The organism is Eggerthella sp. BIOML-A4 (assembly GCF_009875575.1).
Lineage (GTDB): Bacteria > Actinomycetota > Coriobacteriia > Coriobacteriales > Eggerthellaceae > Eggerthella > Eggerthella lenta.
In genome coordinates this window covers 134,525-150,838 of record NZ_WWRX01000010.1, presented here as the reverse complement: position 1 = coordinate 150,838, position 16,314 = coordinate 134,525, and the positions used below count along the sequence as shown (strand labels likewise).

The window sequence follows — 16,314 nt, the reverse complement described above, 5'->3', positions numbered from 1 at the left end:
GAGCTTGCGCAAGAGACGGTGAAGAGGTACCTGATCCCCGTGCCGCCCCTCGCCGAGCAGCGCCGCATCGCCGAGCGCGTCTCCGAGCTGATGCCGCTCGTTGGGGAGTACGGCAAGCTGGAGGACGAGCGCGAAGCGTTGGACGCTTCGCTGCCCGAGCGCCTGCGCAAATCCGTGCTGCAGATGGCCGTCGAGGGCAAGCTCGTGCCACAAGATCCGTCGGAAGAGCCCGCATCCGTGCTGCTCGATCGCATCCGCGAGGAACGCGCCCATCTTATCAAGGAGAAGAAGATCAAGGCCCCCAAGGGCGGTGAGTCGGTAATCTACCTCGGTTCCGATGGCAGGCGCTATGAGAAGCGCGTGGATGCGAAGGGCCGCGAGAGCGAGCCGATTTGCATCGACGGCGAGATCCCGTTCGATATCCCTGAAGGCTGGGAGTGGGCAAGGCTGGAGGGCATTACCACCTACATACAGCGCGGCAAATCGCCAAAGTACTCACTCGAAAAAAAATATCCCGTTGTCGCTCAGAAATGCAATCAATGGTCAGGGTTCTCGCTGGAGAGGGCGAAGTTCGTCGACCCGAACAGCGTTGCATCGTATGCCGAGGAGAGGCTGCTCGTTGACGGCGACCTGCTCTGGAACTCGACGGGGCTGGGCACCCTTGGCCGCATGGCCGTCTACGATTCGAACCAAAACCCTTACGGGTGGGCGGTTGCCGACAGCCACGTTACGGTCATCAGGACCGTGCCCGACTGGTTGCGCTACGAATATGCGTTCCTCTACTTTGCGGGCCCGTCGGTCCAATCCGTTATCGAGGATCAGGCGAGCGGTTCAACGAAGCAGAAGGAGCTTGCGCAAGAGACGGTGAAGAGGTACCTGATCCCCGTGCCGCCCCTCGCCGAGCAGCGCCGCATCGCCGAGCGTCTTAATTTAATACTAGCCAATATCAACTAATCCCGCTTCCATGGCGTCATAACCGAAAGGAGATGTCATGGAAGCTTTCATCAATTATCTCAAGTCGAAAGAGATGAGCCAGAACACCATTAGCTCGTATTCTTACGCTGTATCGCAGTTCTTATCACGCTACACAACGGTAAACGACGAATCCCTCTTGTCTCATAAGGATTGGTTGGTAAGCGAATTCGCTACGAAGACGGCCAATAACAGAATCGGGGCACTGAACTGCTATTTAGATCACATCGGCTACGATGGGATGAGGTTGCGGGGCGTTCGCGTTCAGCAGAAGCCTTTTCTAGATAACGTAATCAGCCAAGATGAGTATGAAACCCTACGTGATGGACTCCTCGAAGACGGTGACCTTTATTGGCATTTCGTCGTGCGCTTCCTCGCTTGCACCGGCGCGAGGATTAGCGAATTGCGGCGATTGACGGTCGAATCAGTTAGGGTGGGACATCTTGATCTGATATCCAAAGGGGAAAAGCTGAGGCGGATTTACATTCCAAAATCGCTACAGCAAGATGCACTACTTTGGTTCAAACAATGCTCGCTTGGAGAAGGATTCGTGTTCGTCGGCCCCAACGGAAACCCAATGAGTACGAGAGGCTTATCGCTTGGATTAAAACGCTGCGCAAAACGTTATGGAGTGAATCCAGATGTCGTGTATCCGCATTCCTTCAGGCATCGATTCGCCAAAAATTTTATAGCAAAGAACCCAGATATCGCTTTTCTCGCTGACTTAATGGGACATGAAAGCATCGAGACGACGCGAATATATCTGCGACGCACCGCAGAGGAACAGCGCGCCGCAGTCGATAAAGCTATTGATTGGTGATTAGGACATCGAGCTCGGAGATGCGTTCGGCTATGCAGCGCTGCTCGACAAGAGGCGGAATGGGTACCAAAAACGAGGGAATATCTCCAAGGTTGATTTTGAATGTATGCGTTCCGCCGCCGACTTTAACCTCTTGAATCCAGTTGAACCCCATAGGCGAATCAAGGCAATTGACAATCCATTCCGCAAGCGAGCGATTAATAGGCCTGAGAAGGCCCAAACTGACAAAGATGCTAAATTCATAATCTACGTCGACAATAATGGGTTTTCCCAACGTACCGATTCGGCACAGCAGAATGTCACCATTTTGAGGCCTAACCCTCTTACATAGCCCTTTGTGTGTCTCTCTACTTATATGTTTGACTCTGCTCAGGTCGAAGAAGCCTTTTGAGATGTTTTGCACAGACAGAAAGAGAACCCCATCATTTGTGTACTCAGGGGTCTTATGGGTGCCGTCGCTAATGACGGACAGTAGGCTGCCGAGCCTTGCCCATTCCCAGCCCTCGGGGATCTCGAACGGGATCTCGTCGTCGATGCAGACGGGCTCGCCCTTGCCGCGCTTCTCATAGCGCCTGCCATCGGAACCGAGGTAGATTACCGACTCACCGCCCTTGGGGGCCTTGATCTTCTTCTCCTTGATAAGATGGGCGCGTTCCTCGCGGATGCGATCGAGCAGCACGGATGCGGGCTCTTCCGACGGATCTTGTGGCACGAGCTTGCCCTCGACGGCCATCTGCAGCACGGATTTGCGCAGGCGCTCGGGCAGCGAAGCGTCCAACGCTTCGCGCTCGTCCTCCAGCTTGCCGTGCTCCCCAACGAGCGGCATCAGCTCGGAGACGCGCTCGGCGATGCGGCGCTGCTCGGCGAGGGGCGGCACGGGAACGAGAGCGGCATAAAGGTGTTTATCGTTAATGGCGGGATATGCGACACCTTTTGAATTGTCGGTGCGATTAGCGTACGTATCAAAATCTGGGGACATCAAATAGTTGAGCAAATACCCATTCGATATACCATCGAGGCAAACCATCGCCGCAAAACCCGTGCTTGCGATTGGCGGTAGCGAGAATTTGCGGTCAACGATGCACATGTTATGCAAGTAGGGTCGTACCGTTGAATAGAGAACATCACCCAACTTGACAGGCTTGCGTGCCCTCGAAGGTGCTTTATCGGCTTCAATCAAAGTTTCCTTAGAGCTCAAACGCTGGTGGGCGTTGTCAATGGATCCAATATCGATATAGCTGAATGCGGAGGTTGGCTTAAGCTGCGCACGTTGATAAACAATATTGCCAAGCCTTGCCCACTCCCAGCCTTCAGGGATATCGAACGGGATCTCGTCGTCGATGCAGACGGGCTCGCCCTTGCTGCGCTTCTCATAGCGGGACCCATCGGAACCGAGGTAGATCATTGACTCGCCGCCCTTGGGAGCCTTGATCTTCTTCTCCTTGATGAGTTGCGCCCGCTCTGTGCGGATTCGCTCCAGAAGCACGGAAGCAGGCTCATCTGAAGGATCCTGCGGCACGAGCTTGCCCTGCACCGCCATCTGCAGGATCGAGTTCTTAAGGTCTTTAGCCTTCATCGACGTCCTCAATTCCCAGAATATCGCAGATCTGTGCCAACTTGCGGTCAATCTCCGCATCAAGTGCAGCGCGACGCTGGCGGTAGTCGCGAATCAACTCGTCAGGAGGCAAAATCTCCTCTTCCTCATGCGGATAACCGCAAAGGTCGAAGTTATGGTCGGAGTTCAGTTCCTCCACGGAATAGAACTTAGCCTTGGGGCTGCCGTCCTCCTCGATCTCCTTGCGATCATTCCACCATTCGCGAACCTCATTGAAGTGTTCGGATTTGATGGGCTTGGTCTTCGAGAAGTGCTTGTACCCCTCAGGCATGCCCATGCGGTAGAACCAAACGCCTTCCGATTTGCCCGTGTTGTCAAAGAACAGGATGTTGGTGGTGATGGGTGTATAGGGGGCGAAGACGCTCTGCGGCATACGGACGACTGTATGAAGGTTCATGTCTTTCAGCAGTCGGCGTTTGATCTCGACCTTCGCGGCATCCTGGCCGAAAAGGAATCCGTCGGGGATGATGACCGCAACACGGCCGTTTTTCTTGAGGCGGTAGAGAATCAACGCTAGGAAAAGGTCGGCCGTCTCAGAGCTGCGCAGCGCGGTCGGGAAGTTGTTCTGTATCGAGGCCTTCTCGGAGCCGCCGTAGGGCGGGTTCATGAGCACCACGTCGAACTGGCCGCCCTCTTTGTGGCGGTAGTCGCGCACGTCGTGTTCAAGCGAGTTGTCGTGGAATACCTGCGGGTTATCAATATCGTGAAGCAGCATGTTGGTGATGCAGAGCAGGTACGGCAGCTGCTTCTTCTCGATGCCGTAGATCGACTTCGAATAGAGCTCCTGGTCGGAAGGTGTGTTCACCTGCTTCGCCAGCAGCTTCAGGGCGCTCGTGAGGAACCCGCCCGTGCCACATGCGAAATCGGCGACGGATTCTCCCAGCTTCGGTGCGAGCATCTCTGCCATGAAGTCGGTTACGGCGCGCGGCGTGTAGAACTCGCCCGCGTTGCCGGCTGACTGCAGGTCCTTGAGGATGATCTCGTAGATCTCGCCGAAGGCGTGGCGCTCCTTGTACTCAGTGAAATCAACCGACTCGTCGATGGCGTTGACCACTTGGCGGAGCAGGATGCCGTCCTTCATGTAGTTGTTGGCGTCGGTGAAGGCCGCCTGCACGACAACTTGGCGCAAAGGGGCGTTCTGGTCGAGCTCAAGGCCGGCGAGGGTTTTGAACAGGTCGTTGTTGACGAAGTCGAGCAGCTCGTCTCCAGTGAGAGCGCTTCCGTCTTTGGCGTCCGGCGCCCAGCTGTGCCAGCGAAGCCGGTCGGGGATTATGGATTCGTACGAATCGTCGTGGAACTCCCACTCCTCTTCCTTCGCATCGTAGATCTTCAAGAAGAACAGCCATGTCATCTGCTCGATACGCTGAGCATCGCCGTTGATGCCCGCGTCGTTGCGCATGATGTTCTGAAGGGTTTTCACCAAGGATCCCAGTGCCATGCTTCAAGCCTTTCTATGCCGAATAGAGCGCATTCTCAAGAGTTTGCACCGCGTAGATGAATTGCTTCTTGCCGCCGAATGCCTTGCATATCTTCATGGGGCTTCCGAACTGGCGGAACTCTTCGAGGTCGAGGACTCTCGTGTCGTCCAGGTCGACGAGGTTCGATGTAGCGTACTTGTCCAGCAGGGTTTCGAGCACATCGCGCGCCACGCCGGTGTACTCGTACAGGTAGCCCTTCTTCTTCACATTGTTTGCGCGCTCGCTTCGCGTGAGGGGCTTCTGGTCGTAGGCGATGTGGCAGATGAGGTCGAAATCGCTCATCTGGTCTTGCCCCGATTCCTTCCTGATCTCGTCGAGGAACACACCGCGCTCTTTGAGCTCGTCGATGATGACCTGCTTGCGGTCCTCAGCGTTCCACACAACGAGGAAATGGTCGAGAGTGTCGTATTCGCCCCGGATGTTCTTGCGGGTGTAGTCCTTCAGGCTTTCGGTCACCAGATCGCCCGAGACAGAATAGTACTCGACCCGCTCGGAAACAACCTCGACGGGAACGCCGTGAACGTAGTACTTGATATGGCCGCTCTGGTCATCGGCGCCATCCGGCCAATCGTCCGTATCAGGCGTGGGGGTGATGTCGGGCGGGCTGTCGGGCTCATCCTCGTCGGGAACCATGGGGCCATCAGGGGCCGGCTCGAAGATCTGAACCGGTTCGCCGTCGAACGCGGGGTCGGCAAACATTCGGGAGGCGTCGCGGAAGTCCAGGATGGTGAAGTACAGCTTTCCATACGGTTCGCATATGCGCGTGCCTCGGCCGACGATCTGTTTGAACTCGGTCATGCCCTGCTCGCCGTACACGTTGTCGAGCACGACGAGCTTGCAGGTCTTGCAGTTCACACCCGTGGTGAGGAGCTTCGACGTCGTGACGATAGTAGGGTACTTCTCGTCGGGGTCGATGAACTCGTCGAGCTTCGACTTGCCCTCCTTCGAATCGCCGGTGATGCGCATGATGTAGGTCGGGTGCTCTTTTACAATGTCGCTGTTCTCGTTGACCAGCGCCTGCCTCATGCGCTCGGCGTGGTCGATATCAACGCAGAAGACTATGGTCTTGGAATACCTATCGGTCTCCTTGAGGAACTGGGTTATCTTCTTGGCGACAACGTCGGTTCGCTCCTTTATCACCAGGTCGCGGTCGAAGTCCTGCTTCTCGTACACGCGATCGTCGATGAGCTCGCCGTTGTCGTCGACGGTTCCGGCTTCCGGACGCCAGCCGTAGACGTCGACGCTCGGCTTCACGCGCACGACCTGGTATGGGGCGAGAAATCCATCCTCGATTCCCTGTTTCAGCGAATAGGTGTACACCGGCTCTCCAAAGTAGTCGATGTTCGATACGTCTTTTGTTTCCTTCGGCGTGGCTGTCATGCCGATTTGGACGGCGGAGCTGAAGTATTCGAGAATCTTGCGCCATGCCGAATCGTCGGCAGCACTGCCGCGATGGCACTCGTCGACGATGATGAGGTCGAAGAACTCGGGGCTGAACTCCCTGAAGATCTCTTCGCCGTCGGTGCCGACGAGTTGCTGATAGAGGGCGAAGTAGATCTCGTAGGCCGGGTCGAGCTTGCGATGCTCAACCTTCGTGATCACCTTGCGCAGCGGCTTGAAGTCGCCGTCGATGGTTTGGTCGACGAGGATGTTCCTGTCGGCAAGGTAGAGCACCTTTCGAGCCAAGCCCGCCTCGCGCAGGCGATGGACTATCTGAAAGGCGGTGTACGTCTTACCCGTGCCGGTGGCCATGACGAGAAGGAGCCTGTCCTGGCCCTTGGCGATCGCTTCGACCGTTCGGTTGACCGCGTTGCGCTGATAGTAGCGGGGCGAGTTGCCGCCGCGCTCGTAATAAAAGGGCGACGAAACGATGCCCTCGGCCTTCTCCGTCGAAAGCCCCTTCGATTCACGATAGCGCTTCCAGAGCTCGTCCGGGGTCGGGAACTGGTCCATCCCAAGGCGACGAACCTTACCTGTGGTGAAGTCGTGCTCTGCGAATCCCTTGCCGTTGGAGCTGTAGGCAAAGGGGACGTCGAGCGCGATGGCGTAGTCCATCGCCTGCTGCAGGCCGGCCTCCACCGTGTGGTTCGAATCCTTCGCCTCGACTATGGCGATGGGCATCTCGCGCCTGTACATAAGCAGATAGTCGGCCTTCTTCGGTTTCTTCCTGATATGGAGGTTCTTTCGAACGATGATTTCGCCGTCGGTGAAATAGTATTCGGTGAAAATCTGATTATCGGCGTCCCAACTCTTTTTCAGCACGGGATCGATGAGCTTCAAACGCACGTCCGACTCGTTCACCGCATTTCCCTCCTGACCGCCTCTTCCGCAAGGATCGATGCGATGAAGGCGCTTGCCGACACGCAATCCTGCTTGGCCATGGCCATTACCGCCTGCTTGAGGTCGGGGGTGACGGCGAAGATGATCCGCTCGGTCTTCTTGCCGTTGAGGAGCGTCTGCTTGAGCTCGGTCTCGTCCATCGTCATTCCTTTGAACGTCCAGCCTGAGGTGCCGCATGGTCTGGCATCATTGTTATATAAGTTTACCATATGCTGCCGTCTACCTGACGTTATGGCGAACCGTAGTTGGTTTTGCGCCTTCGCAAAGACGGAGTAAACGGTTCGATTCGCCAACCATCAGGGCTCCCATCTGCCGAAACCCGTGGCAGGCTTGCCTGTCAGCGCCGCCGCCGTAGGCGGAACCCTTATCCTGCATCAGCACTCGAAGAGGGCCGAAACCCGCGGCAAGTCCGGCTGGCCCGGAAGTCGAAAAGGGATTCCCAAGGAGAATCCTTGGGCGTAGAAGAGCTCGAGAAGGCGGCGCCGCTTTCTCGGATTCCTGGCGCGAATCCGGCCGGAATCCATTATTGCTCCTGCGGTCGTCCATGCTGCAATCCGAGCATGCCTATTCATCCCGCGTCGATGCCTCCAATCAATCTTCGGACGATACACGAATGATAGCCCTTGCAGTCCCCTTTGCATGTCCCACAACGGGGACTCTGCGGATAAAAGGAAGATTTGCGCTAGAGACGTTTTACTACCAACAACGTCGCTACTTTGCACAGAATCGGATGTTCAACGCGTACCATGATGCCGTCCATTGCCCTTGCCTCATCGGCAAGCCTCCGGCAGCGCATCTGACAGAAACACAAATCACTACCGTACGTGGAAGCCGTCTCGCAACACTCCATCTATATGAGCTTCGCCATTGCGTGCGAGTAAACGATACGGCGTACCCCCCACCAGTACGTTCAGCTCATCATACCAACCTAAACTAAAGTGTCATCGAGCAAGCCGCAACACACCCACCAGATAGCAAAACATCGCGAATTCCCATGCACTGCTTCATGGTATCAGCTTCCATATCAGACTTCATCGTAAGGGGACACCATTCGCCAAACACCTCCGTTTCGTTCTTTTCTGAGACCGACGCTCTTGCCATCGCCCCAAGCTTAAGGGCGGTATCCACAGCAAGAATCGACTTCAAAGAATGGACTTTCGTGCCGTAATTCATCTGGCAACCATGACAGATCTTATTTCTCAGCGGATTATCTACGGCAAGTTCGTCAAAAGACTCGGCGTTCGTCAAAGTAATGTTCACCAAATAGTCTATAGCTGAATCGATTCGCATGAAGCCTTTATCTGCAATAGAAGCCATAGCAATAGCATGGTCTTTAACGTTGCGCGACACTTTTTCCCGATTGAGACCTGCACGCTTGGCGACGCAGAAATACACCTCATTATCCAAATACGCAAAGGCGTTAAAGCTATCGACACTCGAAGACAGCAATCCTTCGAGCTGAGTGATGCTGATCAGCGTTGAGGCTATATAGTCCCCGTCAAGATGACGACTCAAAGCCAGATCCAACAGTTTGCGCGCTTCCAAACTGATGAAACTATATTCTTCCCATTTGCCCCCAATAGACTCAACTCTTTCCCTATCGAACACAGATAAGGACCATTCAGTCAATGCAACCCGCAACTCATCGTCAGACATACCCATATCATATAAGTTTGCCACTTCTTCCTCTTCTGCACCGGAAAGAACGAGAGCCAAGGGCCAATCCGTTACCTTGTAGCACTTACAAGCCTTCTCAAAAACAACAATTGGATAAACTGAATTTGCAAGCCTTTCCTGCATCTCTTGCCAGCCAGGAATCAAATTCTGCATACGCTGACTAATAGTCTTCAAAGACTCCAGCGCAGGAAAAGAAGACTGAAAGATTCCTTGGAGCTTGTCCGCTACCTGTGCAAGGCTAGACATGGCGGGCGCAAAGCTCTTATATGACTCGCCCAAGTCCGTAGAGTTTTCCGAATCGCAGTGATACGTCCATTTTATACTGCTTTCGGCCTCGGACTTATCGGCCGCATCGTCAATATCGACAACATCCCTCTCTTCTGCCATCAACACCTCCTATGATACCGAGATAATTGTGTCTTCTTTGACTCGCTTGATAGCCATCACCAGCTGCATCTGCTGCTTCACCAAACAACTCGACAAACGAGAACCGCCTGCCGAACGATACCTCGTCAAGCTCGCCAAGCTCCATGATGCCATTCGACCCAATGTGATCCGCAACGCGCTGCGCGAAGCAGGCTGATCAGCGGTTAATACGCCGTCGCTCGCGAATGGTTCCCTTGCCACGCCGAGTCGAACGATCCTCGACCAGCTCCCAACGGCTCTTCAACCGCCCACGCCCCCGCCAATCCCCCCTAATTCTCCAAGTACGCCCTATCGAGCAGCGGCTTGACGCTATCCAACTCTTCCATGATACGAATGCTGCACTCCAGATCGCCCGTACCCCAGCGGCCCTTTTCGCGAGCGTCAATAACGATGTCGCCCAGCTTAACAGTATCTGGATCCAAATGTATATGCAGAATCACGCGCGTCCTGTTCACCTCGACGCAAACGATTGCAGACATTCTTGATAGCCAAGTACAGCTTGAGCTCGTTTTCGGATACGTTGTCGCCTTGCTCCACCATGTAACGACGCACCTCATCGACGATCTCGCGCAATTCGTCCGTCGTTCCGGCATACTGCTGAGCAAAGGTCTTGTCGCCCGATCTCGACTTCGCGAAGCCTCCACAGGTCGCAAAAGAAACCGGCGCAACAGTAGACGGCGAATTCAGATACTCGAACACACTACGTCACCGCCATTTGCGTAACGAATCAAACGAATATTGCGATTCATCTGCTTTATCGCGTGCAAATCGTACCTGCCGAATGCGTTTGCGATGCAGTATACGACGGGCGAACTCCAATCTATAGCGTCGGCAGCCCGCCTGCCAAGTTTTTCAATTACAAGCAGCTTGAAGTCCGCGCGGTGATCGATAAGCCAACGAGGTAGAATAACCCTTGGTTGATTACGTTCTCATTGACGTCGCGTTTGCAGTACCTCGCTTAGCAGGGCGGCTGCACGACTCCTGTTCGCCTCGCTGCCAGCCGGTTGCATCCCCCCCCATTCGAACGTACACTCAATCTCAATTAACCTGCGACAACGACAGAAACGAGGCCTTTCATGAGCTTCTGGTCTTCAGCAAGCGGAGCTTCCATATGGCGAGGCTACGACTACTTCAAGGAAGGAAAAGTCGAGGCGTATGAGCAGCTGGCCGAAAACATCTTCGAGAGCCGCATACAAGGATCGGCGGAAGACCCCTACCATACCGTCATCGACATCGAGCATCCCAAGCGCTCTCATTGCGATTGCCCTTTCGCAAAAGACAGGCGAGTTGTCTGCAAGCACATGGTCGCATTGTGCTTCACCGCGTTTCCCAGCGAAGCCGACGCCTTCCTGCGCGAAGTCGAGGAATCGAAAAAGGAAGAAGAGCGCCGGCAGCAAGAGCATTACAAAGAGATCGAACGCTACGTCAAAAGCCTGAAAAAAGACGAGCTGCAAAAGCAGCTCTACAACGCGCTCCTTGAGCTTGAAGAGAGGAACAACCGGTATTGATAGCGCAACATATGCGCAAACACGCCCTCGAAAGCAGGCTCAAGACCCAGGCGTCTTGATTAGACACGTCAGAACCTTCGCCCCAATGACGATAGAGGCAAAAAGCAGTGCAAGAAAAACCCCGAGGCATCCCTGCTTTTCCATCCCTCCCTTCCAGCCAATCGTCTCCTGCAAAACTCAAGATAGCGCAATCGATGCGCACACCACGCACCGAGCATCGGCCAGCAAGCACTCCTGCGCTCGCCGACTCCCTCCCAACCTTAAAAACACCTGAAATCTCGTTTGACATGGTATAAAAGGCCGCAGCAACATAATGCCATTGGACGAACCCACCTCCCGGGCGAAACCCCGCAGCACCACGACACAACCAAGAACGCAGAGACAGACACCACATCCCCAACCGAAGCGAGGAGACGGCGATGAAAACCCGCCTGAAAATCATACTGCCCGCATCGATCATATTGATCGCCCTGGTCGGCGTTGCCATAGCGGCGTTCGCGCTTCCAAGATCGCTCGCGCCCGAACAGGAAGAGCGCATCTCCTACGACAAAGACCAACAGGTTGCGCTCATCGACTCGCAGCTTGCCGGGATAGACCTCGAAAAAGTCCGTGCGAAAAAAGACCTGATCATGGAGAAGTCCATCGAGGACCTGCACGCGGCGATCTCCAGGGACGACTTGACCTACGAAGAACTGACGGCGTTCTACCTGGATCGCATCAAAACATACGATGCCGGTGAAAAGGGCATCAACGCAGTAGCGGCGATCAATCCGAAGGCGATAGAGGAAGCCCGCGCCCTCGACGCGAGCTCCGCAACTCCGGCGGGCATGAGGGGAATCCCCGTCCTCGTCAAAGACAACGTCAACACGAACACCATGCCCACCAGCGGCGGCACCTACGCGCTCAAGGACTTCACGCCAAAAGACGACGCTGACGCAGTAACGGCCCTGACGAACGGCGGTGCCATCATATTGGGCAAATCGAACCTGTCCGAACTCGCAAACTTCATGGACACGAAGATGCCGAGCGGCTACAGCTCCAAGGCCGGCCAAACCCACAATCCCTTCGATCCCCTCAACCTTTCGCCGGAAGGATCCAGCTCCGGAAGCGGCGCGGCCGTTGCCGCCAACTTCTCCGCAGCAGCAATCGGGACGGAAACCACAGGCTCCATCATCGCGCCGGCGGCGATCCATTCGATAGTCGGCTTCAAGCCCACGAAAGATGCCATTTCCACCGCAGGCGTGATGCCCCTGTCCTCCACCATGGACACCGTGGGAACCATGGCGAAAAGCGTCAAGGACGCAGCCGTTCTCTACAACGCATCCGTATCGGATGCATCGAAGGCCGTGAGCGAACAGCTCGATGCCGGCTTCCTCAGGGGAAAGCGCATCGGCATTGTCGGCGACGATCCGCAGCAAGCCCTCGCCCGCAAAATCGAGGCCTGCGGCGCGCAAGCGGTGCCAGTCGAGCTTTCGGAAGACGGAATAGACAACGAGTACATCATCAACCAGGACTTCAAAAACGATCTCGACCGCTATCTGCAAACCTACCAAGCGCCGGTGAAAAGCCTTTCCGATCTGATCGCCTTCAACCAGAAAGACCCGAGCAGGCGGGCGAAATATGGCCAGGACCTCCTTGAAGACGCGAACGAAGTGACCGAATTCGACAAAGCGAAGGTCGAGGCGATGGTCAAAACCGCGCAAAGCAGGATCGATGACCTGCTTCGCGACGAGAAGCTCGACGCCCTCGTGTTCTACGACAACGAAGGCGTACTCGTGCCAGCCACGGCGGGATACCCCGAGCTGACGGTGCCCGCCGGCGTCTCGGACGAAGGCGCCCCAAGAGGGGCCACCTTCGTCGCAGGGCGAAAGGAGGATGAGAAGCTGCTCAACATCGCCTACAGCTTCGAGAAGAAAACCGCCGCACGGGCTATCCCCGAGAACTACCTGAATTAGAACCGCCCTTGATTGACGAGCACCGGAGCCGCTGCCAACGGCCCCTCTTGGAGAATAGACAGCGGTCCGCCTCCGCCTTCAACCTTGGTAGTAGCCCAAGGGAAATAGAATCTTGATGAAACGCTCGACGCCTCCCATCGACTGATCTTGCAAAGTGGGAATCTCAGGAAAAGCTAAGCACACTCACAATCAACCGCATCGACAGGATGCCGCATTCAACACCATTGTACGGGATTTCCCGTCTCCAACGACGCAGCCAGCAAAGACCCGATTCGTTCTGCCGTGAGATAGCGACCTTCATACATAAAAGGTGCCTCCCTGGGTTCGATCCAGAACTCGCGTACGGTCTTCGGCTCTCCGCTTGGCCCGATCGAGTCGAAGATGCGAAGACGCTCCCCGGTTTCGCAAACGGTTATTTCCATTTCCTGGGACCCATTACATTCTGCGGGACCGATGGGCTCTTGCCTGAAACGACGACTTGTCACCCTGCGATCCTCCGTCGCAAAATAGACTCGATCGCCATCCATGCCAACTTCCAAATAAGGAGCCATCATAAAGGGCCCCGTGAACCTATCGGCGCAAGACCATATAGGCTCCTCAAACCCCTCGCAAACCAAAGAGTTGAAAACAAGATGCTTCGCAAATTCAACAAGTTCGTCAATCTCCTCTATTGCTTCAGCTGCCAACTCCGCCGGAAAACTGCCACCATCGCCGCCCGGCAAAAGATGGCTCAAGATCGGGTACGCGACCTCTCCACCAAGGCTTGCGACGATAGATCGAAATTGGCCAATTCCCGACCAATTAGATACGCACTCGCTAAGATACTCTCTGCCTTCATGCTCGCACGGTTTATCCAACCAGTCAGAAAAGCGGCGATCGAGAGCACCATAGCACCTCATGTACTCCTCGAAACCAAGCTGCACTAAGAAACAATCAAGCATCCGAGATGAGAGTAGTCCTTCCGCATCCCGGTAGACATCGTCCATCGTAAAAGGCTCAAGAGGGTTCGAAAGTTTTCCATCCCTAAGACAATTGCACGCAACAAATGCATCGAGACCCATTTCTACCATCTCCCAGCCAACCACTGCAGCGTCACGCCCACGCCCGAGTCCAACTTCAAACGACGATTATGTCGATACTGCAATCATATCAATACAGACGATGCCGCGTACTCCACGGAACGGACGTGAGACATCGAGTAAACGCGTAAACGTCCGAAACACGAGCCTCTCGAAAATCTCGCTAAAAAGGCACACGAACGAATCCCCGCGATCGCCCTGCCGCCATTCGCTGAGACTCAACGATGCCGCCATAACCAAGCTCCAGGGTTCTTGCACGGGGTCCACGGACCCTCACCGCATAAAGCACGCAGACGACGTATCATTCTTTACAACATCCAGAACCAAACCCGTATAATATTCGAATGTAGTTTCAACTCGATTTAGGCGGCATCGATGACCTATCTCTATGGCTTGACCCATTCAAACAAAGATTTCGAAAGCGGAGATGCCTTCGGGAAAAACACGTTTACAACGGCTTTCCCCATCGCGTTGGCAAACTACCTTGCGTGCGAGAAGAATCTGCCGATGAACTACATCGTAGCCGACCTCGGCGAGGGCGATGCACCGACAACAAAACACAAGCTAACACCGCTCAAGGATATAATAGGATGCGATCCGTACGATGCGGAATACCACTTCGAAGACAGCTTCGAGCAATACAGCCAATACGCCGTAAACGAAGCAAATCGCTCTGATATAGTAGTTAAAAACCGCATAACAGGTGACGAAGTGTCCGCCTTCGAGGTGAAACTCGTTGCGGTGCCGACCTCCGGCACCGCAAGAATGCCTCGAGACGAACAATGCTGCGAGCTGGTTGTTCGCCCACCGTCTATCGAGCAGCTCTGTTTTTCGTTTGCCGCATCGTTTGGCCCCTTGCGCAGACAAGAAGTCGGTGAAGTTATTGTTGCTGAATTAGGCAGCCCCATCGATTACGAATGGTCGAACGAAGACTTCATGAAGAGGCACCGGAGCAATGTTCTTGCAGCGTCAAACGAGCTGATCAGGCGCTGCATACCCAAGCAAAAGCCTCTCGTTCTCATCGGAGAATGGAGAACGCAGGGACAAGAGCCGGTGCTTGATAACGAATGCTACGATGTCTTCTTTTTTTCCAACGCCGCGTTCCTTCAGCTCTTCACTTCTGCAATGAAGCGAGAAATCGCGACAAGCACTTCGTCCATAGGTCGACCAGCACGAGCCTTGATATGGTTCATCAAGTCGATGTTCGATTATTCTGCGCAAGGACGCGTCACTTTCGAGCGTACGCATTCGCTTGTGACGTTCGGCGGTCAAACGGACAAGGCGGGATCATTCACTTCTGGCGGTATTCGGCCTTTCATCAAGTCAAAGCATTTCATCCATCCGCGCATTTCCGTCAATGAAACTAATGAAATACTGCTACCCGAAGGCGCAGCGCTTCTCAAGCCCGAACGCAGACTGGACGCCGTCCTTATTCATCGCTCGATGGAAGAGCTGCTTGGTATGCTGCAATTTGGCGAGCCACATAATTAGCGAGCAGGACGGGAACAGCATTGCCGATAATCTGCTCCGCGTCAGTTTTGCTTTTCGGCCACGTCCAGTTTTCAAAAGTTTGAACGCGAGCGCGCTCCTCCGTTGTAAGCGGACGAGCCTTGGAAGCGTCGGCCTTATCGCCATGGTGTCCAGGATAGCCGGGCGCAATCGGGCGATTTACCCCACGCACCGTCGGACAAGGTTCGTCGATACTGAAAATCGCACGACGAGCATAAGAGCGAGGATGCCTGTAAATATATTCCGTGCCTAACGCATCCCCGAAGTAATCACGCATGGTCGTCCTATGGTCAGACAATCCAGCATCCAAGAGTTCGCCTATTTCATCCTGCTTGTTAGCGTTTTTCCACCCAATCGTGATAAGCCGCTTCCTCGATTGAGGAACACCGACACGAGAAGCGTCTATGACGCGCTTGCTGATACCGTAACCTGCTTTTTCCAGAACTTTTATCGCTTTTTCATAAGCACGAGATTTGTCTGCACGAGGAACGTTTTCCATTAAAAAGAAAGTCGGTTCAAGCTCTTTCACTATTGCGGCGTATTTCTCAGTCAGATCGGCACGATCACCCTCAGTACGCTTGCCCGCAGACGAAAAATCCTGGCAGGGAGGTCCGCCGATCACGCCGTCAATGCCTTTGTACTCGGCAAGCCTCTCAAGCGAAGCGCTCAAATCGCCGAGATCCAGCATTTCTCCCTGATCAGGATTGTTAGCACTGTACGTGTCAAGCGCTGCTTGCCAGTTGTCAAATCCCACAAGATTCTCGAATCCGGCAGCACGAAAACCAGCAGTCAGACCACCGCAACCGCAGAATAGATCAATAGTCTGCACTGCCAAGTCTCCCCTCATGTAAGCAACGAATAGTATAAAGAATATATTATACTCATGTGATGCCCTATGCTTTCGCTTTATTCATAAACAGCCGAGGGAACACACA

13 protein-coding genes are annotated in these 16,314 nt (G+C 54.6%); 5 read left to right on the top strand and 8 right to left on the bottom strand.

Going from position 1 to position 16,314, the window contains the following annotated elements; all coding sequences use genetic code 11:
- Window positions 1-954, top strand: a 954-nt coding sequence (locus GT613_RS11805; protein ID WP_192935146.1) for a restriction endonuclease subunit S, incomplete at its 5' end; no start/stop codon positions are given.
- A 37-nt stretch (window positions 955-991) separates the two neighbouring features.
- Complete coding sequence (locus GT613_RS11800) at window positions 992-1,792, top strand: tyrosine-type recombinase/integrase (protein ID WP_009304927.1); 801 nt, start codon at window positions 992-994, stop codon at window positions 1,790-1,792.
- Here the strand turns inward: GT613_RS11800 and GT613_RS11795 are convergent.
- The 6 genes from GT613_RS11795 to GT613_RS11770 all read right to left on the bottom strand — a co-directional run bounded on the left by GT613_RS11795 (window position 1,779) and on the right by GT613_RS11770 (window position 10,027).
- Window positions 1,779-3,368, bottom strand: a complete 1,590-nt coding sequence (locus GT613_RS11795; protein ID WP_161172632.1) for a restriction endonuclease subunit S — start codon at window positions 3,366-3,368, stop codon at window positions 1,779-1,781. The two genes, GT613_RS11800 and GT613_RS11795, sit on opposite strands and share 14 nt — an antisense overlap.
- The gene (locus GT613_RS11790) at window positions 3,358-4,845 is read right to left on the bottom strand and encodes a class I SAM-dependent DNA methyltransferase (protein ID WP_009304932.1); all 1,488 of its coding nucleotides are present in this window, start codon (window positions 4,843-4,845) and stop codon (window positions 3,358-3,360) included. The genes GT613_RS11795 and GT613_RS11790 overlap by 11 nt, the downstream gene beginning before the upstream one ends.
- 13 nt (window positions 4,846-4,858) lie before the next feature.
- Window positions 4,859-7,186 (bottom strand): EcoAI/FtnUII family type I restriction enzme subunit R, encoded by a 2,328-nt coding sequence (hsdR, locus tag GT613_RS11785; RefSeq protein WP_009304934.1) that lies wholly within the window; start codon window positions 7,184-7,186, stop codon window positions 4,859-4,861.
- Window positions 7,183-7,365, bottom strand: a complete 183-nt coding sequence (locus GT613_RS11780) for a hypothetical protein (protein ID WP_009304935.1) — start codon at window positions 7,363-7,365, stop codon at window positions 7,183-7,185. Before GT613_RS11780 ends, hsdR begins: the two co-directional genes overlap by 4 nt.
- 793 nt (window positions 7,366-8,158) lie before the next feature.
- Window positions 8,159-9,289: a hypothetical protein gene (locus GT613_RS11775; protein WP_009304937.1), complete on the bottom strand. Its 1,131-nt coding sequence runs from the start codon at window positions 9,287-9,289 to the stop codon at window positions 8,159-8,161.
- A gap of 441 nt (window positions 9,290-9,730) precedes the next feature.
- Window positions 9,731-10,027: a hypothetical protein gene (locus GT613_RS11770; RefSeq protein ID WP_009608739.1), complete on the bottom strand. Its 297-nt coding sequence runs from the start codon at window positions 10,025-10,027 to the stop codon at window positions 9,731-9,733.
- A gap of 377 nt (window positions 10,028-10,404) precedes the next feature.
- On the opposite strand from GT613_RS11770, the gene GT613_RS11765 reads away from it, so the two are divergent.
- Window positions 10,405-10,836 (top strand): SWIM zinc finger domain-containing protein, encoded by a 432-nt coding sequence (locus GT613_RS11765; protein ID WP_009304941.1) that lies wholly within the window; start codon window positions 10,405-10,407, stop codon window positions 10,834-10,836.
- A gap of 419 nt (window positions 10,837-11,255) precedes the next feature.
- Window positions 11,256-12,791, top strand: coding sequence for an amidase family protein (locus tag GT613_RS11760; RefSeq protein WP_009304943.1), 1,536 nt, complete (start codon window positions 11,256-11,258; stop codon window positions 12,789-12,791).
- 215 nt (window positions 12,792-13,006) lie between these two features.
- On the opposite strand, the gene GT613_RS11755 is transcribed toward GT613_RS11760, so the two are convergent.
- Window positions 13,007-13,852: a hypothetical protein gene (locus GT613_RS11755; protein WP_050784805.1), complete on the bottom strand. Its 846-nt coding sequence runs from the start codon at window positions 13,850-13,852 to the stop codon at window positions 13,007-13,009.
- Window positions 13,853-14,245: 393 nt separating this feature from the next.
- Here GT613_RS11755 and GT613_RS11750 point away from each other — a divergent pair, with 393 nt between their 5' ends.
- Entirely contained in the window at window positions 14,246-15,361 is a 1,116-nt protein-coding gene (locus tag GT613_RS11750; protein WP_009304945.1) for a HindVP family restriction endonuclease, read from the top strand.
- Here GT613_RS11750 and GT613_RS11745 read toward each other — a convergent pair.
- The gene (locus GT613_RS11745; RefSeq protein WP_226844138.1) at window positions 15,300-16,208 is read right to left on the bottom strand and encodes a DNA cytosine methyltransferase; all 909 of its coding nucleotides are present in this window, start codon (window positions 16,206-16,208) and stop codon (window positions 15,300-15,302) included. The two genes, GT613_RS11750 and GT613_RS11745, sit on opposite strands and share 62 nt — an antisense overlap.
- Window positions 16,209-16,314 lie beyond the last annotated feature (106 nt).

Excerpts from the sequence above, each read along its gene's own strand:
- GT613_RS11755 (WP_050784805.1), bottom strand. The coding sequence starts at position 13,852 with ATGGGTCTCGATGCATTTGTTGCGTGCAATTGTCTTAGGGATGGAAAA.
- GT613_RS11765 (WP_009304941.1), top strand. The coding sequence starts at position 10,405 with ATGAGCTTCTGGTCTTCAGCAAGCGGAGCTTCCATATGGCGAGGCTAC.
- GT613_RS11790 (WP_009304932.1), bottom strand. The coding sequence starts at position 4,845 with ATGGCACTGGGATCCTTGGTGAAAACCCTTCAGAACATCATGCGCAAC.
- GT613_RS11800 (WP_009304927.1), top strand. The coding sequence starts at position 992 with ATGGAAGCTTTCATCAATTATCTCAAGTCGAAAGAGATGAGCCAGAAC.
- GT613_RS11775 (WP_009304937.1), bottom strand. The coding sequence starts at position 9,289 with ATGGCAGAAGAGAGGGATGTTGTCGATATTGACGATGCGGCCGATAAG.
- GT613_RS11760 (WP_009304943.1), top strand. The coding sequence starts at position 11,256 with ATGAAAACCCGCCTGAAAATCATACTGCCCGCATCGATCATATTGATC.
- GT613_RS11750 (WP_009304945.1), top strand. The coding sequence starts at position 14,246 with ATGACCTATCTCTATGGCTTGACCCATTCAAACAAAGATTTCGAAAGC.
- GT613_RS11795 (WP_161172632.1), bottom strand. The coding sequence starts at position 3,368 with ATGAAGGCTAAAGACCTTAAGAACTCGATCCTGCAGATGGCGGTGCAG.
- GT613_RS11780 (WP_009304935.1), bottom strand. The coding sequence starts at position 7,365 with ATGGACGAGACCGAGCTCAAGCAGACGCTCCTCAACGGCAAGAAGACC.